Raw genomic sequence first — 21,237 nt, forward strand, 5'->3', positions numbered from 1 at the left:
CTCGAGGACGTGTGAAGGGGGGCGCTCAGCGCTGTTGAAGTTGGCTCACCTCCCACCCCGTGTCGGTGCGGGTGGTGATCACCCACGCTTGGGACTGCACCGATCCGCCGACCTGCGTACCGGACGCGTCACGACCGGTCTGAGTCACGGCGAACACGAAGTACTTGCGGTCCGGGCGATCCGGCGCCCCCTGATTCGGGCCGACCACCACCGTCGGAGTGACCACCGCCGAGCGCGACGACCACACCAGCCACTGCCCATCCGGGGTCAACGCCTGATCGGAGAGCACCTGCGAGCGAAATGCCGGTGACAGCAACGGCGCTGCCCGCGCCACCGCATCCGACGGTGACCGATCGGTACCGGTGTTCCAGGTGAACCAGATCCGCACCGCCATCGCCGCGACCGCCGCCGGATCACCGCGGTTCACCCCCGCCGCATACGCCGGGAGCGTCGCCTGCGGCGACGGCGGGACCGCACTCGGCGCGACCGTCGCGGTGATCGACGACCCCGGATCATCAGCGCCCGGTGTCCACTGCTGGGCCGGTGCCCCCGACAGCGTCGCCGACTGATCACCACCCTGGCCGGGCGACCCACACCCGGCGAGCACCGCAGCCACCACACACAGGGCCACTGCGGCCCCGCACAGCACCGCTGCGCGGCCTCGCGGCACCGATGCCTCAGCGATCGATGCCTCAACGATCAATTCCCTAGTGGTCGTGGTGTTCTCGTTCATCGGTGCACAGTCCTTTCAGGCGGTGAACACGGTCCGCGCGCGGTCGGTGATCGTGGTGAGATAGCGCTGGGTCTGGGCGTTCTGGCACGGTCTGCCCTGCCGCACAGTGGCGCCGGCCCCGCAGTGGTAAGCCGACAGTGTCAGTGCGACCAGATCGCCGTGTACGAGGCCGTGGGCGCGGGCTTCACGCATGGTTGCGGTGAGGTCGCAGTCGTAGGCCGCGAGGGTCATCACCGCGTCCGGGACCGATCGCGGGTCTCGACGGGCGTCACCGTCCCCGTCGACGTATCTCGCCACCCATGTCGGCGGCACCCACTGCGCTGGGCCGTCTGCGCCTGACGTGGTCGGTGGTGGAAGGGTGAACCCGGCTTCTGCATCGATTTGCGCGGCGAGGACCGGTGCGGTGATCTCTGCACACTGGTTGCCTGCCTTGGTGATCCACGGCGCGAACGCCGCCGGAACAGCATCCGGCAGCAGTACCGGCCGATCGGTGCTTTGCTGGCAGCCGGTGAGCAGGCCGGCCAGCACACACACCGTGGCTGCTGTCGCGACCAGTACCGCCCGCCGGCGGGACGGGGTAGTCCGGTGAGGGGGTGTCATCCGAATCTCCTTGCATCGAAGTTGTTTCCGACTGCCCCGGACACGGGGGACACTTTGACCACGTCACCGGACTGGGGGGCCTCGACGACCTTGCCGCCGCCGATGTAGATCACGACGTGCTGTGGGTTCCCGCCACCGGGGAAGAGAATGTCGCCGGGCTGGATCTGGTCACGCGGAATCGGTTTCCCGCGTGGATCATTGAGCTGGGTGACGGTGTAGTGCGCGAGTTCGATCTTGCCGTTGGTGGCCTGATACACCGCGTAGAGCACCAAGCCTGAGCAGTCGAACCCGATCTTGTTGAAATCGCCGAACGAGTCGGCCACCCCGAAGTCGCGGATACCAGGCGACGGGCCGCGGGGGGTGCCGCCACCCCAGGCGTAGGTGGTGCCCTGCCAGCGCATCGCGGCGGCGACGATCCGCCCTCCCACACCGCCGGCGGGTAGCGTGCCCTCGGCGTTGGCGGCGGGGGCGGCGAACACGGTACGTGCGCGTTCGGGGATTTTGGTGATGTAGCCCTGGGTTTGGGTGTTCTGGCACGGCCCGCCCTGGCTCAGGGTGGCGCCGGGACCGCAGTTGTAGGCCGAGAGCGTCAGCTCGAGTAGATCGCCGTGCACCTTGCCCTGTTTGAGGGCATCACGCATGATTCCGGCCAGTTCGCAGTCGTAGGCGGCCTGCGTCATCACCGCATCGGGGATCGAGCGGGGGTCTTTGCGGCCGTCGCCGTCGCCGTCGACGGCTTTGGCCGCCCACGTTGCCGGCAGGAACTGCGAGGGGCCGTCGGCGCCGGAACCATCGTTGTGGGCGTTGACGTTGAACCCGGACTCGTTTTCCAGCTGCGCGGCGATGATTGGTGCGGTGATCTCCGGGCAGGTGCCGCCAGCCTTGATGATCCACGGCTCGAACGCCGCCGGCACCGACCCGGGTTTCAGCGTCGACCCGCCCACGGCGGTCTGTCCGCATCCCGTGCCTGGGGTGACGACCGCCGCGTTGACGATGTTCGGGGTGGTGGCACCGGTGGGTTGGGTGGCGCCACGCAGCCACGGCATCGGGTCGATTGCGTGCCCACCGCCGAGGCGGGTGCCAGGCCACACCTCGAAATGCAGGTGCGGGCCGCTGGACTCGCCCTCACTGCCGACCTTGGCGATCTGCTGACCGGCGGTGACTCGGTCACCGGCCTTCACGGTGATGTCGGCGGCACGCATGTGCCCGTACACATTCGAGGTCTTTGTGCCGTTGTCGTCGAAGTCGACGATCACCCAGTTCCCGAACCCATCGGCCGGACCTGCCTTGGCGACGGTGCCGGCGGCCGCGGCATAGATCGGAGTGCCCAGCGGGGCAGCGAAATCGACGCCCTGATGCATCTGCCCACCGCGCGGGCCGAACCCGGAGGACACCTGGTAGGTGCCGTCCTTGAGCGGCATCGTATGCCCGCCAGCAGGCGCCGGCGCCGGCGAGGACGGGGCGGCGCTGGTCGAGGCGCTCGCGGGTGGGCTGTTGTTGCCGGTACCACCGGTGACCGGCTGGTCACGGGCATCGAAGACCTTCTTGGCGAAGGTCTTGATGATCTCGTTACCCGCGGTCTGGTCGGCGCCGCCAGGCTTGTTTGTCAGGATCGACACCGACAACCAGCGCTGCCCGGAGAAGAACCACCCCACATCATGAGAAGTGCCAGTCAACTCGCCGGTCTTGTGCGCGATATCGTTGTGCGGCAACACCGCACCGAACTTAGTGTTCACCTGCTGGGCGCGCATCGCCGCGACGATCGGCTCGGCACTGGACTTGGAAAACCGGGTCGCCGGTGACCCGGTCTGGTGGTCACTGTCGTAGATGATCTGCAGCAGTTTCGCCGCCCCGGGTGCACTGAGTACGTTCGGGTCCGGACCCGAGACCGGCACCCCGAGCTCGCGGCCCAACACCGCATCACCCGGGGTGACACCGAGACTGGCGATCGTCGCATTCACCTGACTGGCACCACCCAACAAGGCCACGAGCTGGTTGGTGGCGTTGTTGTCCGACACCGAAATCATCGGATTCAGCAGCGGCGTCACCGATTCCATCGACACCGCCCCGGCATCAACCTTCTTGGCCGCGGTCACCGCGACCGCAAGTTTGATCACCGACGCCGACGGCATCAGATCGGTCTTCCCCGCGGTGATTGTGTCCTGAGGTTTCGCAGCGTCAGCGATGACCACCCCGACATCGATGCCCTGCCGGCGGCCGGCGCCGACCGCCTCATCGGCCGCGGACTGCAACGCGCCGCCCCCACCGGCCGGTGCGGCTGCGGCGGCGGCCTGGACGGGCAGACAATCATCGGGACGGCGGGGGTTGTCGCTGCCGAGCCCGATCGTGATCGCCCCCACCGACGACAACGCGACAATCGCCATCAACACACCAACCAGACCCTTCCCGGTCTTGTTGGCGTCGGCGCTTGCCTGCGACATGTCAGTGAAATCCTTTGCTTAGCACTGCGATCAACGTCGGTAGACGTCGCATCGCCCTGGTGTGGCCCCGCGCGGGCTACAGCATGTGGATCAACAGGGTCGAGGTGATCGGACAGGAGTGTTCGCCGCACTCCGCCCGCTCACCGATCACGTTGGGTGGCTGCTCACCCCTTCCCGGGTCGTGGTGCTGTTGCTGGTCGCTGAGTAGTCATCGGATGGATGCGGAGAAGAAGTTCGCCAGCCACGTCACCGCGGACACGCCGTCGATCTGGAACTTGTTGTAGGAGGTGTGCACGTTCGAGGCGTAGAAGTTCGCGGCCGTCAGGCCTTCCTTCACCAACGTCGTGAGGTCTTGGGCGCCTTGGCTTTGCGTCAACTGCGCCGCGGTGCTGAACAAGCCGGCCGCATTACCGGTCGTGGAGGCCTGCTGCATCTGCGGTAACCCGGCCGCCGAGGTGGGGGCGGTGAGCTGTTCCGGGCTCATCTTGGTCGTCGGGGTCATCACCCCGACCGCCACCGACGCCAAATCCAGCGAGATCGGGAGTAGCTGCGACAACGCCAACAGGTTCCCGGTCTCCACGACCTGCCAGGCCACCTCTTGGAGCTGGCCGACGTCCTTGGCCAAACGGATGATGTCGAGATTGCCCAGCAGATCGAGCACCATCGACACGATCTGGGTGGTGCCCGAAGTATCCGGGATCATCCCCACCAGCTGTGCGGCCATCTTGTAATCCATCACCGAGGCGAGCTTCACCCACGGCGAGAACTGCACGTTCAACGCCCGCGCGGTCGCATGCGCGCCCCGCACATCCCCGGAAACCACCTGCTGCGGCAGCCTGGTCAGATTGTTCACGATGCCCGTGTAATCGGTGCCCACCACCGTCGACACCACCGCCAACGCCTGATTGATGATGCTGTCCGGCTTGAGCGTGCCCAACACCTGCGACGCAGTCGACAACTGCTGCGCGGGAACCGAACCCACCGGCGCGACCTGCGCGGCCAGCTGCGTCGCCGTCGACGCCAACTGCGTCAGATCCGACGCACTCACCGCCCCCGAACCAGTACCAGAACCGGTGCCGGAACCTCCCGAGACGACAGCACCCGTGCCCTCCCCCACCGTCGGTGCGGTCGGGACAGTCCCGCTATTCGGGGTCGCCGCCGCCGACGGATCAGCTGTGGGAGCTGCGGCGGTCGTGGTGTCTGTCCCGGCGCTGGTCGAGGGCGCGGTAGTGACCGCAGGTGCCGGGGTACTGCCAGACGCAGAGGTGCCGGTCGAGGTCGAGGTAGCCTCGGTCGAGGAGGCAGAAGTGTTCGCGCCCGACCCTCCCAGCGACGCCCCCAGCATCTGGGTGATCTTGGTGGCGTTGCTGACGATCCCAGCCACGTCGACCTTGCCCAACGATCCCAGTACCGTATTCGCCTGGGCCAGGCTCGATCCCGGTGTCGCACTACGCAGGGTGTTCGCGACACCCGGAGTTGTCTTCACAAACTTTTGCGAATCAGCCAACGGAGCGAACGTCGCCAACAACTGCTGAGCCATCGTCGCCATCTGCGCCAACTCACCGGCACCCGTGCCCGACGACAACACCTGCGGGTCACCAGCAGCGCTGTTTGCCGTCGAATTGAGCAACTGCGCCGTCGACGCCGCACCCGGAAAATCAGCATTGCCGTAATCCGACGTCAGCGAAGCCGTCTGCGCCTGACCGGCACCCGGCGCCGGTGACGATGATGTCGCTTCGGTGGGCACACTCGAGGAGCCCAGTACCTTGCCGAGGCCGGCGAGGAATGAGTCACGGCCCTTGTTCAAACCGCAATACAGATCCCCAGGAGCGCAGATCTGACGGGTCACCGACGCCAACGCACCAAACCCGCCCGGACGAGTACCGGCGATCCCGGTGCCGCCCGGTTGCGGGCCGGCCACCGGGGCGTTGCCCTGCTTTGGGTCCGACAACAACCCGACCGCCAACACCTGACTCGCCGGGATCGGGCCCTTGCCGTTGCCGATCATCCACGCCACATCACCGGCCACATCAGCGCCCTGGCTATAGCCACCGAGCATCACCCTCGAGTCCGGGCACTGCTTGAGCAGCGATACCAGCGTGTTCACGCCATCACGCTCAGATTGGGCGTAGGTCAACCCAGAGTTGAACGCAGTCGCCGAATAGTCGGGATACACCACCCGCAACTGCGACCCGTAATCCTTGACCAGCCGATTCCCCACCGGCGCCAACATCCCCACCGGACGTGACGAATCAGCACCCTTATGGGTCTCCCAAGTCCCCGGCACCAAATACACCATGTACGAGGCGCAATCACCGCCAGAAGCAGCAGCCGCAGCAGATCCCGCCATCGGACCACTCGACACACCAAGGACCACCAACAACGACGCGGCCGCAACCAACACCCGCGAACCGAACCCCGCAACCGAGGCCCGCCCGTGGCGCCCACCGCGCACGTCACCAGCAACACGTCGGCGATCCAGAAGAACAGTCATCAGGCATCGCTCCACATCAAAGAGTCGGTCAGACACTCGATGCGAAACACGCTGACTGGACGCCCCACAGCCGCAACGGCGTAAGCTACGAAGCGCCCAGCCTGATGGGTTTATTCACCTTTTCGCATCAAGCTCGGGCAAACACAGGAGACTCGCGGGCCATGAGGTGGTTGAGACGGCAATCCGGCCCCTCATGCCCGCGAGTTCATGTCACCAAAAGCACTGAGAACCTCTCCTCTTGCGGTTTGGGCGGCTCGCCGGGCAACGAGACGGCAGGTGTTCGACGGTGACCACTGAAGGAGCCAGTTGGCAGCTGGCTCGTACAGGAGTCAACGTAAAGATTTGGCCTGTAGCGCGTCCGCGTAGCGGACGCTGCACTAGGCCAGCGATGCGACCGGGGCGAGTCGACAGCCACCGGGAATGATCCTCTCCTGAGAGAGCGCAAAGAGAATGTAACCACTTCATCACAGAACGTGCAAGCGTTTCCGTCGCGCTCGTTCCGGTCGTGGCTCATGGCCATTACCCTAAGCGCTGTGAGAACCAGCCGCAAGTATTCAGTGCAGGTATTCATTTCGCCTGCTGCGGAAGTCCCGTCGTGATCGATGAGAATGAGGATTCCAGCTGGGAGTCGATCGGTCAGGAGGGGCGAGTGCCGCGTGGCGGGAGTGTGGGGTTCTCTCCCGAGACTTTCCGTCGTTACATGCAGCGTGCGGGGTTTTCCGCAGAAGACGTTGCCGATCAGATCGGGCTATCGAGGCAATCAGTGTCGTTGTGGTTGGCCGGCCGGACAACACCCTCCCCGCCTTCTCTCGTTCGTGTAGCGGAGCTTTTGCGAGTCACGCCTGCGGATCTGACACCAGGAATATCGCGTCGACCGGCCACTCTGCCGGACATTCGTATTCGGGCTGGGCACACGCAGAGCGCTGCAGCCGAGGCGGTAGGTATCTCGCAGACGGTCCTCAGTCAGATCGAACGCGGCCGGCGAGAGATGGATCAAGCGGTCGCTGACAAGCTGGCCAGGCTCTATGAGGTATCCGACGCCGATGTGGTCGAAGCCTGGGAGCTAGGCATCGCCCGGCGCCGAGACGATCTCGCGGCGCGCGCGGCGCGCCGGACTCGCGGTCATTGAGCGCAAGTTATTAATGGAGACGAGCGGCGGGTCTTGTCGAGTCCATCAATTGGGTCCGCCAAGACCCGCCGTCCATCTCGTCTCGTCACTGTTACGCGGGGGCGAGTACCAGGGCGGCGTTGTGGCCTCCCATGCCGAGTGAGGTCTTTAGAGTCAGGCCGTGGGTGCCCGACATGGGCGTGCGGCCGTCGATGAGCTGGTCCACGGACGGCTGTGCGATGTGTGGGCTCGCGGCGATCTCACCGTGCTCATATCCCAGCAGGGCTGCGGCCAGCTCTGCCGCTCCGGCCGCGGCTTGGCAGTGGCCCACCAACGGCTTGACCGCGTAGAGCTGCGCCTCCGGTACCACTGTCTGAGCGATCTGGCCCTCGGCAGCGTCGCACTGCCGGGTGCCAGGGCCGTGCGCGTTCATGTACTCAATGTCACTACCGGCCACACGGGCCGCCTGCAGGGCCTCTTCCACGCACCGCCGTACGTGGGTCAGCTCTGGGTCGACGGAGGTGACGTGGTAGGCGTCGTGGCTCATCGCACCGCCGAGAATCGAGGCGTACGCGTCAGTGCCGCGCTGGCTAGTCATCAAGGTTGCCACGGCGGCCTCGCCGAATGTGAACCCGCGGCTGCCTTCCTGGAATGGTCGGCACGCGTTGAGTGGGTCGGTATCGGTGATCGCTACACCAAGCTGGACAAACATCCGCACGACTTCGGGAGTGGCCGACAGGTCGGTCGAGACGACGAGTACGTCGTCGGCCATGTCACTGTCGAGCCATAGCTTTGCTGTGATCATGGCGGCTGAACCCGAAGTGCACATGGCTGACAGATTCATCGTGGGCCCGTGAAACCCGTACTCGGACATGAGAAGTGAGACCGGGGTTGAGGGTGTCACTGACAAGTACTGGCGACCCGTGAAGCCGCCAGAGCCAGGGGTGACCATGGGATACATATCCAGATCGCCAAGCACGCAGGCATGAATCAGCCCTACACGTGCACCAGGTGTCCAGCCGCGCGAGAGTGCGTCGTTGATCGCTTCACGGGCTGCTGCGCGCATCGCCCGCGCGAACCGGGTGGTCCCGTCCTCCGCTCGGCCGCCTTCGGGGACGCGAACAATCCATCCGGGATCGTCCGTGCTGGCTCCAAAAGAAGGCTGCAGAGTCGCGGCGGGCTTGCTCGAGGTCAGGCCTGCCCACAGAGCCTGGGTGCCCCAGCCGTAGCCGGTGACAGTACCGAGCCCGGCGATGTGTGATCCAGAAATTGTGTGCATTTTAGTGAACCTCTCCTGAGAAGATGAATGGCGTCGTCTGGCCAAATGACCGGACACGTTTAACGATCCCTCACACGGATAACGGAGATGCACGCCAAAGCGGGCATCTCAGACATTCGATAGGGTTGCCAACCAATTCGAGATAACTGACATCCAGTAGATTTAGGCGAGTAAACAAACACACCACACGAAGGGCGAGCCATTGGCCATGGCCGGTAAACAGAACCCGGAAGGCCCGACCCCGTCGTCCCATGAGAAGAGCCAGGAAGATCTCGAGCCTGGCGTCGCCGACCGCTATCAGCTGCTCGTTGAGCTCAGCCCGGACGCGATCGCTGTGCACCAAATGGGCGTTGTCGTGTGGGTGAACTCCGCCGCACTGCGATTCGCGCGTCATTCCAGCATTGAGGAGATGGTCGGTAAACCCATCACCGACTACGTACACCCGGATTCACTGCCAGCGATGCTGGACCGGCTCTCCAGCATGGGCGAGCATGCGGGTGCACACACCGGACCCGACGACGTCGTCATGCGCGATAGTCACGGCAACCCCCGATACATGCAAGTCACATCCGTGCTCACCTCGTGGGATGGGGCACCCGCCTATCAAGTGATCCTGCGTGACATCACCGTGGTGCGCCGGCAGGCCGCGTTGATCAATCACGTCAGCGACGCCGTCATCTCGGTGTCGGATGACGGCGTCGTGCTCACATGGAATCCGGCGGCCGAGTCTCTCTACGGCATAGCGAGCGAGGATGCGATCGGCAGGCCACTCACTGAACTGAGAGTAATGGGCGAGGTACACGGCACTCCGGCGGCTATCGGCCAGGAGTCAACTGTCGACTCCTTGCATCAGCGCGCGGATACCGGCGCCGAGTTTTCGGTGCGGAGTTCTGTCACCAGGATCGACGACGGATATCTGATCATCGTTCATTCCCTTCGCACTCCATTAGTGCGTCGTCTCGGCACAATGTTGGCCTCACTGCATCAGTCCGTGCTACTCGTTGAGGACAGTGGTGATGGCGCCAGGGTTGAGATGGCCAACCCCGCAGCCATCACCATGCTGGATCTGAAAAGCGATGACATACCGAAGCGTTCGCTGGATTCGTTGGCGTTGGACTTCCCCGGTGGGGCCACTCCGATCGCCGAGTGCTTACGCTCGGGGATCGCCTTCGATGACATGACCGCGACGATCACGCGCGCTGACGGGAGCACAGACTGGTGCTTGTGTTCCGGCCGGCGAATCGACGAGGAGGACGAGCCCCCCGTCGTTCTCGTGTCAATCGTCGATGTCACCACCCACCACCGCGAGGTATCCGACCTGGCCTGGCAAGCCACGCACGATCACCTCACCGGCGCCCTCAACAGGCCAGGACTGCTTGCCGCGATTGACGACTTGCTCGCCACGATCGCCCCCCACCAGCAAGTTGCCCTCTACTACCTCGACCTGGACGGATTCAAACTCGTAAACGACACACGAGGACATATGATCGGCGATCAGGTTCTGCAGGTCGTCGCGCGGCGCCTTAAGGACACACTGTCTCCGAGCGGGGTGATCGGCCGCATAGGCGGCGACGAGTTCGTCGTCTGCGCCAAAGTTGCCGGCGACGATCTGGAGCCGATCGCTACGCGTATCGCGGCCTTGCAAGCCGTCGTGGCCACACCGATCGAGGTTAACGGTCAGGCCGAGCATGTGTCGGTGAGTGTCGGTGTCGCCACGACCCGCGGCATTGACCAGGCCACCGCGGAATCGCTTCTCGCAGAAGCCGACATGTCGCTATATGAGACACGGAAGACATCTCGACAAGGCCTCAGCCTGCGCGAACGACATGACCGGCCGGATGATCCAAGCCGGCATCCTGACTGTGACCTGGCCTAAGGCTCTCTACTTTGGTGGTCACCACTACTTTGGTGGTCACTAGGACGGGCTGCGGCCATGCGGGCGATGGCCTATCCCCATGGACCGTTGCCGGGGAGAGTGGCCGGATGCGCTCGAAAGATCACTCTCTGTGATGGTCGTAGCGGCTCCCAGACGCCGGCTTCGGTCACCACCGACACGCTGGTGTCCGACGCAACGAGCGTCTGGATCTTGCTCCACTCGCCGTCCTGTGGCTCCCAGCACGTCGGATCAGGCTGTACAAGACACCATTCGTCGAGCTTCCCCGCTACTCGCGTGGGCCACCATCGTCCGCTGCTATCGATATGACAAGACTCCGGACGGAACCGGGTCAGATCTCCGGATGACATGTGTGTGCGGTGCATGAGGTCGTTGGTAGTCAAGCCTGCGTGCAGAAAGACTGTGTAGGAAAGCCATTCGAGGCTTTCGGGGGTGACCTCACCGTGCGGCACACGGGGAGAATTCGGCGTGCTTTCGGCCATAAATCTACGGTAGCGCATAGAATGGGTGCTACAGCGCTGAGTCCATGCGCGAGGCTGTTGTCCATTATTCGCTACCCCACCTGTTCGGGTGATGATCGTCAAAGGCGCTCTGACTGAATGTCTTCCCACCTTGGCTCGTTGGGGTCACTTGTTCGTGTGCATCATCTCAATTGTGGTGACGTCGCTCTGCCCGGGGTCAGCGCTGTTACTCACGTGCTGGCGTGCGAGTTTCAGCACGGGGTCGTCATGGTAGACGTGGGTATCGGACAGGCTGATGCCCTCCACCCTATTCGCCGGCTCGGCCTCAGCGGGCGAATGATGTATCCGCATCTGCGTCGTGAGCGCCCGGCGGCGCGGCAGCTCGCCGAGCTCGGCTTCGCCCCAGCCGACACCGCTGCGATCGTAGCGACTCACCTGGACTTCGACCATGTCGGGGGGATCACAGACTTTCCGATGTCGGTGCCGGTCATCGTTGCCGACAAGGAGCGCACGGCGGCTTCAACGCCCGCCTCACTCCGCGAGAAGATGCGTTACCGTTCGCCGCAACTCTCCGACATCGCGCCGCGAATTCAGACCGTCGACACAACCAACCTCGAGCCGCTACCTATCGGCGGGCTAACAGCAGTGCCCCTAGACGACTCTGAGACACTCTGGTTAGTGCCCTTGCAAGGTCATACACGCGGTCACTGCGCCGTAGGAATACGTCGCGACGGAGGCTGGCTCATCCACGCCGGCGATGCTTTTTTCAGTCGAGGTACCGTATACGGTGCGGGAGATGGGCTCAGGCACTATCTGGCGTGCGGATTCGAGCAACTCATGGCTATGGACAGACACTCCCTCAAGGCCAATCACCAGGATCTTCGCGAAATCGCGGCCAATGGCACTCTGGTGATTTGCTCTCATGACCGGCAGCAATTCACCGAGCTAAGTGGATAAATTCTCACCACATGGGGTGAAATTCCAGCGCCGGATTATCCTCTTCCTTAACGATCAGGAACCCATTTCCTACATCGCCAGGGTTAGCAGGAGAGATTGCGACCTTAACGGATCGAGGGATCTCGTCGTTGAACCTCACCACAGTTGAGAAGCTCACCCGCTCCCCGTTCTTGGCGCGTTCGAGGTAGCTGAAATACTCGCGCTCGTCGGCCCACCGAGCATTCTGAAATTCCCATACACGCAGGTCGCCAGGAGGTGTGGTGTACCACTCAAGCACAATGCCGGTCGCGAAGTTGACGTGTCCCCACCCAGTAGTGCGGTCGTCGCCAACGGTGGCGCTGATCGCGCTCCGCGCCGTCTGCTTATCGAAGCCACTCCATTCCGTGGGTGGGTCCACATCACTAATGTCATGAATGACACCACGGATCGCGTGACTCGTTCCTGCCTTCACCGCTCGCATCGCGATGAAGACCCGAAGGAGCTGGTTGTCGGTGCGGGTTAAATCTATTTTGGCGTCGAAGGTGTCCGCTGCGGGTTTTCGGCCATCCTTAATTGCCTCTACCCACGGGCCGAGAAGATGCTCCTTGGGATAGTACTGATAGTGGCGGAATACCTGAGCGCTGATCCTTTGCGTAGCGGGAGGGTCGTATCCAAGGATGACCCCATCAGTGACAGGGTCGTGATAGGTGATGGGATCACCCTTATCCGTCGGGTCCCACATCATCGTGCCGACGATGCGCGACTCTGTGGGTACCTGCGCGTCGATAGGGCCGATCCATACTTTCACGGCGTACAGATGCGGGTCGCGTTCTGGGCCCATGACGGGTTCAGCAGCTAACCGTAGGTCGCCGTAGATGTCGAGTTTCGGACTAGGATCGCCTGACTTCATCTTCAGCACAAGCTCTTTTATCGAGTCCGCCAGCCCTCGCCGGGCGTGGACAATCCTTGCGCGCTCAAGCGTCTGAAACGCTCGCGGACTGTCATACTCGTAGATGACCGTGCAGCGGTCGCCCATCGCCTCGACCAGTAACCACGTTGCCTGTGTATCAGTGCTCACCACGCGGCTCCTCCCCCTCTTGGGACTTTGCGGGGGTGTACGACCATGATCAGTTCCCCGCCGCGGACCAAGTTTCGATTGTCGCACACGCGGCGAATCGGGCCGTGGCGTCGCCACGAGGTGAGAACGAGGACTCATCTATCAATATGGTGGGGAGGACTGAGATCGAGGAGGAAGAATGGTCGCCGCCGTCTTCATGTCGGTGGTACTGATCCTCTTGGCCGCCTGCGTGCTCGTCGCAACGCTTCGTAGTGCTGTCCGCGCCGCGCGCTATCGGCCACAGTCTGGCGACCTTCGCGTTCGCCTTGCCTCTGGTGCACTACTCACTTCCCCGGAGCCGCGTCCGAGGGATGTGAAGGGTCCACGACAGTTCGTGGTCTTCGAGCGCACGACGACTCGCACCGAGATTCGCGCGCTCATACCTGACGACCAGAAGCCGGCGATCATCCAAGTGTTCGATGACGGTGAGTGGACCGACGTCACCCGAATTTCGTACTGATTACTTGCGTGGGGGTGCGTGTCGCTACGCGGCTGCCAATATTGGATACAGGAAAATGTGGGCATGGCCAGAACTCCCTCGCCGCGCAAACGAGGTCGCCCATCCAAGGGTGACCGCGATGCTTTCCTTGTGCGTCCCCCTGCTGAGCTGGGTCGACTCATCAGGGAAAACGCTGGAGAGTGGTCGGATCTCAACGAGTATCTGACCTGGGTGCTGGCCAACGCACTGGACCGTCCCGATCTGGGGCCGACACAACAGGAGGTACTGCCATTACGCACTACCGCATGACCCACAACTAAACGAACGAACGCCCCTCCGGCGGGCACCGGCGGGGCGTTCGTCTGAAGTTTGAGGGGACGAGTTGGCACCTCGTTCCCCGAGACCCCGAAGGGACAGTCTTGGGTGACTGGTCTCAGGGTAGCGCGTACCCGTTGGGTGGCGCTACTTCTGATTGCGTGTCGGATCACGAATCTGACACGAACATTGTGGTGAGTCGGTGGGCGGAGCTGTATCGGCTTCTGCTGGCACCGGCCACTGAGGGCTACGCTTTGCGTGCTGTGCCTGGTCAGGCCCCGGTGCGTGAAGCGTCTGGTGATCCGGCCGAGTTGATCGCGCAGGCTGAGCATGCCGGCGCCGGCACCGCTGTGTGGGCGATCGTCGCCCCACTGCGCCCGGATCTGTTGGTGATTGACCTCGATCACTGCGCCGATCTTGTCCTGCGTCCCATCCTCGACAGCGTGGACGACGCGGCCGCCCAGGTCGCCTACCTCGCCGCTTCCGGCTCGCAGGATTCGGTGCATGTGGCGATCGCCTGCCCCACGGGTGCGTCACGGGCGTATCTGCTGGACCGCATCCGCACCGTCCGTGCCGCTGAGGGTCTGTCCCCGACCACTCTCGACATCCGTACTGCTACTCAGTTCCTCCGACTCCCCGGCAGTGCACCGCTCAAGCCTGGCGGCGGGTGGTGTTATCCGATCGACGAGTCCGGGCAGCGGATGACCGCACCCGCAGCGACTCGCCGCGCGCATCGCGCGGTCCTCGAGCTACCGACCGCACTGGTCGGCCTGCCGGCGGTCGCCCCCACCGATCGCACCCGTCCACCGACCGCACCAACGGGGTCGTCGACGAGCAAGGACGCGGCCGGGGACACGGAAAGCGCGAGCACCATGTCGCCGGCACGGATGGACGATGACCTCGACGTCGACCCCGGGGCGTCGAGCGCCGGCGCGCTCGAGCAGCCGTGTGCGTGGCGACCACGTAAGCCGTTCACGCCCCGGCAGTGGGCGATCCTGCATCACACCCCCACCGAGGGCCATCGCTCGCACGCGGCGACCGCCGCAGCGTGGGTGCTGTGGCAGTACGGCATCCGCAGCTGGCGCCGCGCCGCCGGCTGGTACCGCACCTGCCCCGCGTTCACCAAGTTCGCGCACCGCGACGACGGCGGCCGCGCACACTGGGAGACCATCAAAGCCCGGGCGACCGCGCACCGTCCGGCGGATCCGGCCGGCGATGATCTGATCCGCACGGTGCTGGCCGAGATCTCCTGCTGGGACGACGCCGAGCTGGTCGCCGCCGCGGTCGCCTGCATCACCCACCGCTTCTCCGACGGTCACGGTATCGACAACCGGCCGATCGCCTGGCGCGACCTCGCGCTCTGGCTCAACATCAGCCACACCGCCGCCGGCCGCCGCATCCATGGCCTCATCGACCGCGGACTCCTCCACATCACGACACCCCACGACCGAGCGACCGCGCCCCACGCCGCCATCTGCTACAGCCTGCGCACCCCACCCGAGAGATACCGCACGGATCTGCACCATGACGTCACAGAGGGGGGGGATAAGAAGGACCCGGCCATCCTGCACCCGGTCTGGGGAACCCTCACCCACACCGCCTACTGGCTGTGGTCCCACCTCTCCCCCACCAGCAGCCTGCCCACGTCCGCCCTTGCCCAGGCCACCGGGCTCCCCGCAGGGACGGGCACACACGGAGCGCTCCGACTGCTCCACACGCTGGAGAAATACGGGTTAGCGACCCGCGAGGGCCGAGGCCGGGCCACACGCTGGCTACGCGGCTCTCAGAACCTCACAATCGCGTCCGCGGCATGCGGGGCCGACACCCACCACCACGAGCTCCAGACGATCATCACCAGCGAACGAGCAGCCTGGCACGCACCAACCGTGCGCAGCAGCCGCACACTGCGAGAGAGGCTGCGCACACGCGCCAGACGTACTCTCCCCGCCAGGACCGGCCCCGTTCAGCCGGAACTGCCCTTCGGACCGAATTTTGCCCGATCGAGGAACCTACGACGTCCGACTAGGGGTGCGAAAGCCGAGGAACGTGCACCGTAGGTGGATGTGCGGTGGCCTAGCAGGGTGCCCATATGGGTGATTAGCATATATTATATTGCCATACGGAAGCATATCTAGCATGTACACAACTACCATTAGCTATCGGAAACTTGTCTTTGACTAGCTAATGTGAGAAGATTCTATCTACCGATACTTAATATTAGCATATTGTACATTAAATTACACTAACTTCGATTAAATCATCTTTGCCTGTCTTATGGTGTATTTTCTTTGCTTGGGGAAGATACCCCTAGAGAACGCACTGACCGAAGGAGCTGATCAGATGACAGAAGTCCCTGTGACCTCAGTTGCTAACCTGAAGGGGGGAGTGGGAAAAACGCTGGTGGTGGCGGCTATCGCGCACGCGATAGCCGGACTGGGAAAGAGCGCATTGCTCGTCGATGTGGACCCCCAGGGAAACCTCACGCAGCACTTCACGTCCTACAGTAAGGACAATCCACCACCAGTGAGTCTTGCGGACGTCCTCGATCGCAAGGACCCACTGCCCATCGAAGATGCAGTGCTCGAGACGAAGCGAGCGGGCCTGACCATTGTGGCGTCGGGGTTCGATGAGCTTCAAGCAGTGCAGGACACCCTTGTGGGAAGTCCCGGCGCGGAGTTCCGGCTCGACCGCGCGCTGCGCGGCTTGCGCAGCGAGGCATACGCACACGTCCTACTTGACTGTCGTCCGGCTACAGACCTGGTCACCCGCAACGCGTTCGTCGCTGCCGACTCGATGATCGTCGTCTTGCAGCCAGAGTTCGATGCAATTGCTGGATGGAACCAAACACTCGATGCGGTAGATGATCTGAAGGAATACGTCGGTAAGACGCTACCTCTTGCCGGACTGGTCGTGAATCAGATCGACGCGCGCCGCAAGGATCACGAGGAGTACCTCGCCGCGATCCATGCACAAGCCAACGACGAAGCCATCAAGGTCCTTGCTGAGATCCCCATGTCCACAGATCTCTCCAGGCTCAACGCCATCGGCATGGGAATCGACGAGTACCCGCGCGCATCATCCCGACTGCGCTACATCGCAACAGGATTCACCCAAATCGCCGAACTACTACTTGGACAGGAAATGGCAGCATGAGCAGCATCCCTCAACCCGACATCCCACGACGGCCAAAACGTAGTTCCTTCCAGAACGTCGGCGAGGTCAGGCCCACCCCAGCCGACCCAACAGCGCCAGCGGACCCAGCGCCAGCGCCCCCCGCGAGCGCACCAGAACCTGTAGCGGCGAGCGCGAAGAAGCGGCCCGTCCACACTGTCGACATCCTGCTGTCACTGCCCGAGGAACTTAAAACCCGAATGGTCAACACGATCGCCTGGACGACACCACGTACCGGAATCCGGCACCAACAGGCGTTCATCCGCAAAGGCATCGAGGATCTTTGCGCGCAGCTCGAGCGCGACCACAACAACGGACACCCTTTCGACCCCATTGCGGGGGAGTGACCTCCCCAGCACCCCTATCCATATAGGTCCAGGGGTGCCCATATGGGTACTAATACTAATGCCCTTGTCCACAGACCAAGCTGGTTGGCCCTGGCGACGCGGACACGCCACCAGGGCCGCGACCACAGAATAGAGCTGTGATCAATGTTCAATACTACGCAGCGCAGTATCGATCACCATGCCGTTCCACAGCCCGGGCGGCTTGGTTGGCAAGTGATTCTCGCGGCTTCCCTAAGCGTGATTGTGGCCGGTGCGGCGTTCGCGCTGAGTTTCTCCGCGCTCGCTGACCTTGCACGTATGACCGGTGTGTTCCCCGGACCGCTGCCGGCTTTGTTACCGATCACCATCGACGTGTTCATGATCCAGGCAAGTTTCTGGCTGGTGTTGGCGGCCGCCGCAGGGGATAGCAGAGGCCGACGAACACATTGGGGTGTCCTTGCGTTGAGCTCGGTCGTCTCGATCGGCCTGAACTGCTACCACGCCTGGGTGGCCAGCTCAGGGCTATTGCCTGCCGCGGTCTCAGCAGCGATTGCGAGCATCCCGCCGCTAGTGCTCCTGGCGAGTACTCACGGACTCATGGTGCACCTCACGCAGCGATCAACCCCGCAGCCAATGAGTGCACCGGATGCACAACCCCAGGTCAGCGATACTCCGACAGTCGCCACTACCGAGCCAGTTGTGCATGACGTCGACAACACACTCAACAGCAACCTCGATCCGGTGCAGGCCGTGCACACCGCGGCGGCGCGCCAGCCTGTGTCCAAAGTCGTCATCACCGACGCGCACCTCGCGCAGGCGCGCCTAGTCAAGAGCGAGGGACGTCTTACGAAGTCGGAACGAGACGTCGCGCGAGTCCTCGCGCTCCGGGACGCTGGCTACACCCCTGGCGAGATCGAGGCCGCGCTACCGGAGATCGGTGTACGTACCACCATCGCCCGATGGCTCCAGCGCGCTGACGAACTTTTCGCCGCTGCCCTCGACGCAGATCAAGACCAGTCGGAAGAGAGTGAATCCGCGGCACGAACCGGCGAGCCCGCGGACTGGACGCTCACCACGGCATAGACCGGGAGGTGCCGTTAGTGCGGGCCGATCCTGCGCCGCACGTCCGTGTGTAGCCTGACTACCACCACCGCACATGCGTTCGATTACAGTGACATAGTGGATGAGGGACCTGTGGAGCTGGGCTGCTCACCGGAGACAGCGCACGGGTTGGGTGGTACCACGGGAAGGCCGCCGGTCCCTCATCCCGACATCGTCGAGTCTCGGCCCTACCGCATACGCGAGGGCTGCTGGCAGCTGTCGGCGCCGAGCGAGTGTGGGCGTGGACACTCGTTTGGTCCGGGTCGGGTGCTGGTCGGGTGGAACAACCGGGTGCCGACACCGACGCTGTCGTGGACATGCCGCGAGTGTGGGCACGTCACGTGGGCCCGGGACCCGAATCGCGACAAGACAACAAGCCGGGAGGTGTGATGAGCGAGCAATCTGATGGGGGAGTGGTCGAGCGTCAGGGACGCAAACGTGGCCGCGCCACCCTTACCGAGTTGGTCCTCATTGTCCGCCCACCGGGAGCGCCGACCGCTATCCGGGTCTTCACCGAGGCTGAACGTGCCGAGGCGCAGGCCTACGCCGACCGGGTCGGCGCCGATGTCGAGACGGTCGACTGAAACGTTGTCACTCGTCTGGATCGTCGAGCTCTCGGTCTGTCTCGTGATGACGGTCGGAGTGTTCGAGCCAGGACTGGGGGAGCGCCCAAGTCTCTTCGGTGAGTGAGGGTGTCATGGCGGTGATTCTTCTTGCTGGGTATGACAATCCGATTCGGTGGGGGTGAGGGCCAATGGGTTATGGGGCGGGCGTGTGGCCGCTTTCGAAGCGGGAGAGGGGTGTTCCGGGCCAGGTCCCGGGGTCGGGTGTTGTTTGGATGGCTTCGGCGATGGCGATGTCGATGGGGTTGGTCGCCCAGCGTGGATCGACGACGACGGGAGCTGGGTGGGACGCGAGGCCGGCTGTGGGGTTTCCGTACGGGTTGGGGCCGACCTCGACGGTGACGGTGATCGGTACGGTCAGGCCGGGAAGTCGCTCGAGGCGGTCGCCGACGGCGGAGGCGATCTGTTCTCCGTAGTCGCGGAGTTCTGTGCGGCGGTGTTCGGCGAGTTGCTCACGTAGCCGGGCGATCTCGTCGACGGCCTGTTCTTCCGGGGTGAGTTCGTTCTCGTGGGCCGCGGCGAGAGCTGCTTCCCATTCCTCGGCAGAGGGCAGTGGCGGCAGCGGCGGGGGAGTGCCGTCGATGACTATCACTCCACGGTCGGCATAGTGGGCGCGCATCCGGTCGTCAAGTTCATGTCCGGGATAGCTGTAGACCCGACTGGGGGAGATGGCGTTCTCTCGCCGATCGAGGTCGGCATCGTCGAGGTCCTCGTCGCGTAACCACTCCGAGTCGAGGTCGTCGACGATGTCTTCGGGCCGGATCACCACGTGAAGGGGTTCGGTGCGGTGGCGCCAGAGGTCGTGTTCGTCGTCGCCGACGGTCGCTACCAGGGCGTCGCGGATCACCGCGGCTTCCCAGGATCCCGGACGGCCCGCGAGCACTGTGGCGATGCCGCCGGCGTTGGCTGCGGCGCCGGCCATAGCGGCGCACACGAACTCGGCCCAGTCGATCGGTACCGGCCGCTCCAGATCGGGTTCCCAACCGCCCGAAGCATTCTGGCGGGATGCGTAATCGTGGAGGCGGGTGGCTTCGGTGAGCACGGCGATCGCATCGGCCAAGACCTCCCGGTAGGTCCGCGACGTCGACGAGGCCGGCGGCGGTGTGTAGCCGGCATCGGCCAGCGCCGCGTCGAGGACCTCGCGGTACGGACAGCCCAGCGTCGCCGCCAGCGCATCCAGGGTGCTGCGCGCCAGCAGACCGCGCACACCCTTGGACCGCCACTGCGACAGATTCGCCGGCGACACCCCGACCCGCCGCGCGATCGCGGCATCACTGACCTCGGGATGAGCGGCCTTGTACCGGTCGATCAACCCGACCACCTGGGGAGTGCTACTGGGTGCCATGCACCCAGCATAGGCCGTCTGTCAATACTGCTTACCGATTCGTTAAGCGCGACTTAACATAACGAATGTTATCGGCGAAACATGTTGGTGCGCAATCACTTTCGTCACCAGTGACGAAAACGTCGCGGCTCCCGCTCCGTGAGCGAAGGACAGGTGTGGGAACCTCGAACGCCCTCGGCTGGTCCAGGCCTTCATCGGCCGGCCCATCGTGCTTAGTCCAACACCACGCGTGGCGGCCACTTCTTCGGCCATACGTGCTCTGGCACCCCAGCATCCTCCCAGTCGACAGTGACGCCCTGCCAGGCAGAAGGACCGTCGAAATGTGTACTGCCAGAAATGAAGTGCGCTTCGGTGAACGAGGTGGAGTCGGTGAAGTATGCGCTGGTGAACCATGTGGTGCCGGTGAAGTGTGCGCCGGTGAACAAGGTGGTGCCGGTGAAGTATGTGCCGGTCGCCTCCCAAAAATGGAGGTGCGCGCCGGTCAGGTCGAGGTTGAGAGCGCTCCATACGCCGGGCTCCTCCCCGTCGCGGAGGTGATTGGTGAGGATGCGTTGGATGCTGTCGCGGACAGGCTGATCGGCGGGTGCGATGGTGTAGTCGTAGTCATCCCCTGCTGGCCGGCCTTCGGCTCGGGCAGCGGTGTGGTGGTGGGTACGAAGATAGGTGCACAGGATGTCAATGCACACCTGCGCTTCCTGGGCGTTGGGGTTGGGTAGGGAGAGCCAGTCGTCGGCGAGAGAACCGAGGGCGTACGCGCCGGCCTGTTGGATGGTCATGCTGGGGTTCGCGAGTTGCTCTGTGAACCGTCCTGGGTCTGGTGGAGACCGTGATCTCACCAGGAGAATGTTGGTATG

At 63.8% G+C, this 21,237-nt stretch carries 17 protein-coding genes; 8 read left to right on the forward strand and 9 right to left on the reverse strand.

From position 1 onward, the window contains the following. Positions 1 to 25: 25 nt before the first annotated feature. The 4 genes from P3L18_RS25440 to P3L18_RS25455 all read right to left on the reverse strand — a co-directional run bounded on the left by P3L18_RS25440 (position 26) and on the right by P3L18_RS25455 (position 6,268). The gene (locus P3L18_RS25440; RefSeq protein ID WP_276115676.1) at positions 26 to 733 is read right to left on the reverse strand and encodes a hypothetical protein; all 708 of its coding nucleotides are present in this window, start codon (positions 731 to 733) and stop codon (positions 26 to 28) included. A 15-nt stretch (positions 734 to 748) separates the two neighbouring features. Continuing rightward, positions 749 to 1,333 (reverse strand): lytic transglycosylase domain-containing protein, encoded by a 585-nt coding sequence (locus P3L18_RS25445; protein ID WP_276115677.1) that lies wholly within the window; start codon positions 1,331 to 1,333, stop codon positions 749 to 751. After that, complete coding sequence (locus P3L18_RS25450; RefSeq protein ID WP_276115678.1) at positions 1,330 to 3,774, reverse strand: peptidoglycan DD-metalloendopeptidase family protein; 2,445 nt, start codon at positions 3,772 to 3,774, stop codon at positions 1,330 to 1,332. Before P3L18_RS25450 ends, P3L18_RS25445 begins: the two co-directional genes overlap by 4 nt. A gap of 208 nt (positions 3,775 to 3,982) precedes the next feature. Beyond that, positions 3,983 to 6,268 (reverse strand): cutinase family protein, encoded by a 2,286-nt coding sequence (locus P3L18_RS25455; RefSeq protein WP_276115679.1) that lies wholly within the window; start codon positions 6,266 to 6,268, stop codon positions 3,983 to 3,985. A 667-nt stretch (positions 6,269 to 6,935) separates the two neighbouring features. Here P3L18_RS25455 and P3L18_RS25460 point away from each other — a divergent pair. Continuing rightward, the gene (locus P3L18_RS25460; RefSeq protein WP_276115692.1) at positions 6,936 to 7,397 is read left to right on the forward strand and encodes a helix-turn-helix transcriptional regulator; all 462 of its coding nucleotides are present in this window, start codon (positions 6,936 to 6,938) and stop codon (positions 7,395 to 7,397) included. 91 nt (positions 7,398 to 7,488) lie between these two features. Here P3L18_RS25460 and P3L18_RS25465 read toward each other — a convergent pair whose 3' ends face one another. Continuing rightward, entirely contained in the window at positions 7,489 to 8,655 is a 1,167-nt protein-coding gene (locus P3L18_RS25465; RefSeq protein WP_276115680.1) for a beta-ketoacyl synthase N-terminal-like domain-containing protein, read from the reverse strand. A gap of 208 nt (positions 8,656 to 8,863) precedes the next feature. On the opposite strand from P3L18_RS25465, the gene P3L18_RS25470 reads away from it, so the two are divergent. Next, complete coding sequence (locus tag P3L18_RS25470) at positions 8,864 to 10,531, forward strand: diguanylate cyclase (RefSeq protein ID WP_276115681.1); 1,668 nt, start codon at positions 8,864 to 8,866, stop codon at positions 10,529 to 10,531. 644 nt (positions 10,532 to 11,175) lie between these two features. Here the strand turns inward: P3L18_RS25470 and P3L18_RS25475 are convergent. After that, entirely contained in the window at positions 11,176 to 11,460 is a 285-nt protein-coding gene (locus tag P3L18_RS25475; protein ID WP_276115682.1) for a hypothetical protein, read from the reverse strand. A gap of 511 nt (positions 11,461 to 11,971) precedes the next feature. Further along, the gene (locus P3L18_RS25480; RefSeq protein WP_276115683.1) at positions 11,972 to 13,024 is read right to left on the reverse strand and encodes a GAF domain-containing protein; all 1,053 of its coding nucleotides are present in this window, start codon (positions 13,022 to 13,024) and stop codon (positions 11,972 to 11,974) included. A 178-nt stretch (positions 13,025 to 13,202) separates the two neighbouring features. On the opposite strand from P3L18_RS25480, the gene P3L18_RS25485 reads away from it, so the two are divergent. From P3L18_RS25485 to P3L18_RS25510, 6 genes are all read left to right on the forward strand, one after another. Further along, on the forward strand, positions 13,203 to 13,523 hold the full coding sequence (locus P3L18_RS25485; protein WP_276115684.1) for a hypothetical protein: 321 nt from the start codon (positions 13,203 to 13,205) through the stop codon (positions 13,521 to 13,523). Positions 13,524 to 14,098: 575 nt separating this feature from the next. Beyond that, the gene (locus P3L18_RS25490) at positions 14,099 to 15,874 is read left to right on the forward strand and encodes a hypothetical protein (protein ID WP_276115685.1); all 1,776 of its coding nucleotides are present in this window, start codon (positions 14,099 to 14,101) and stop codon (positions 15,872 to 15,874) included. A 283-nt stretch (positions 15,875 to 16,157) separates the two neighbouring features. Beyond that, a complete protein-coding gene (locus tag P3L18_RS25495; RefSeq protein ID WP_276115686.1) occupies positions 16,158 to 16,970 on the forward strand; it encodes an AAA family ATPase in 813 nt (270 codons plus the stop codon). Next, positions 16,967 to 17,335 carry a hypothetical protein gene (locus P3L18_RS25500; protein ID WP_276115687.1) on the forward strand — a complete coding sequence of 123 codons (369 nt, stop codon included), beginning with the start codon at positions 16,967 to 16,969 and terminating at the stop codon, positions 17,333 to 17,335. Before P3L18_RS25495 ends, P3L18_RS25500 begins: the two co-directional genes overlap by 4 nt. Before the next feature lie 144 nt (positions 17,336 to 17,479). After that, entirely contained in the window at positions 17,480 to 18,397 is a 918-nt protein-coding gene (locus tag P3L18_RS25505) for a DUF2637 domain-containing protein (RefSeq protein ID WP_276115688.1), read from the forward strand. Between the two features lie 407 nt (positions 18,398 to 18,804). Then, positions 18,805 to 18,999 (forward strand): hypothetical protein, encoded by a 195-nt coding sequence (locus P3L18_RS25510; protein ID WP_276115689.1) that lies wholly within the window; start codon positions 18,805 to 18,807, stop codon positions 18,997 to 18,999. A gap of 175 nt (positions 19,000 to 19,174) precedes the next feature. On the opposite strand, the gene P3L18_RS25515 is transcribed toward P3L18_RS25510, so the two are convergent. Together P3L18_RS25515 and P3L18_RS25520 are read right to left on the reverse strand one after the other, a co-directional pair. Further along, positions 19,175 to 20,383, reverse strand: coding sequence for an XRE family transcriptional regulator (locus tag P3L18_RS25515; RefSeq protein ID WP_276115690.1), 1,209 nt, complete (start codon positions 20,381 to 20,383; stop codon positions 19,175 to 19,177). 212 nt (positions 20,384 to 20,595) lie between these two features. After that, positions 20,596 to 21,159, reverse strand: coding sequence for a pentapeptide repeat-containing protein (locus P3L18_RS25520; RefSeq protein WP_276115691.1), 564 nt, complete (start codon positions 21,157 to 21,159; stop codon positions 20,596 to 20,598). Between the last annotated feature and the right edge of the window lie 78 nt (positions 21,160 to 21,237).

The sequence above is a fragment of the Gordonia sp. N1V genome (genome assembly GCF_029269935.1).
In the GTDB taxonomy this organism is placed as follows: domain Bacteria; phylum Actinomycetota; class Actinomycetes; order Mycobacteriales; family Mycobacteriaceae; genus Gordonia; species Gordonia polyisoprenivorans.

Bases quoted from the DNA above. Each gene is read 5' to 3' on its own strand.
- P3L18_RS25440 (WP_276115676.1), bottom strand. From the start codon at position 733: ATGAACGAGAACACCACGACCACTAGGGAATTGATCGTTGAGGCATCG.
- P3L18_RS25445 (WP_276115677.1), bottom strand. From the start codon at position 1,333: ATGACACCCCCTCACCGGACTACCCCGTCCCGCCGGCGGGCGGTACTG.
- P3L18_RS25450 (WP_276115678.1), bottom strand. From the start codon at position 3,774: ATGTCGCAGGCAAGCGCCGACGCCAACAAGACCGGGAAGGGTCTGGTT.
- P3L18_RS25455 (WP_276115679.1), bottom strand. From the start codon at position 6,268: ATGACTGTTCTTCTGGATCGCCGACGTGTTGCTGGTGACGTGCGCGGT.
- P3L18_RS25465 (WP_276115680.1), bottom strand. From the start codon at position 8,655: ATGCACACAATTTCTGGATCACACATCGCCGGGCTCGGTACTGTCACC.
- P3L18_RS25470 (WP_276115681.1), top strand. From the start codon at position 8,864: ATGGCCGGTAAACAGAACCCGGAAGGCCCGACCCCGTCGTCCCATGAG.
- P3L18_RS25475 (WP_276115682.1), bottom strand. From the start codon at position 11,460: ATGGTCGAAGTCCAGGTGAGTCGCTACGATCGCAGCGGTGTCGGCTGG.
- P3L18_RS25485 (WP_276115684.1), top strand. From the start codon at position 13,203: ATGGTCGCCGCCGTCTTCATGTCGGTGGTACTGATCCTCTTGGCCGCC.
- P3L18_RS25495 (WP_276115686.1), top strand. From the start codon at position 16,158: ATGACAGAAGTCCCTGTGACCTCAGTTGCTAACCTGAAGGGGGGAGTG.
- P3L18_RS25500 (WP_276115687.1), top strand. From the start codon at position 16,967: ATGAGCAGCATCCCTCAACCCGACATCCCACGACGGCCAAAACGTAGT.
- P3L18_RS25505 (WP_276115688.1), top strand. From the start codon at position 17,480: ATGTTCAATACTACGCAGCGCAGTATCGATCACCATGCCGTTCCACAG.
- P3L18_RS25510 (WP_276115689.1), top strand. From the start codon at position 18,805: ATGAGCGAGCAATCTGATGGGGGAGTGGTCGAGCGTCAGGGACGCAAA.
- P3L18_RS25515 (WP_276115690.1), bottom strand. From the start codon at position 20,383: ATGGCACCCAGTAGCACTCCCCAGGTGGTCGGGTTGATCGACCGGTAC.
- P3L18_RS25520 (WP_276115691.1), bottom strand. From the start codon at position 21,159: ATGACCATCCAACAGGCCGGCGCGTACGCCCTCGGTTCTCTCGCCGAC.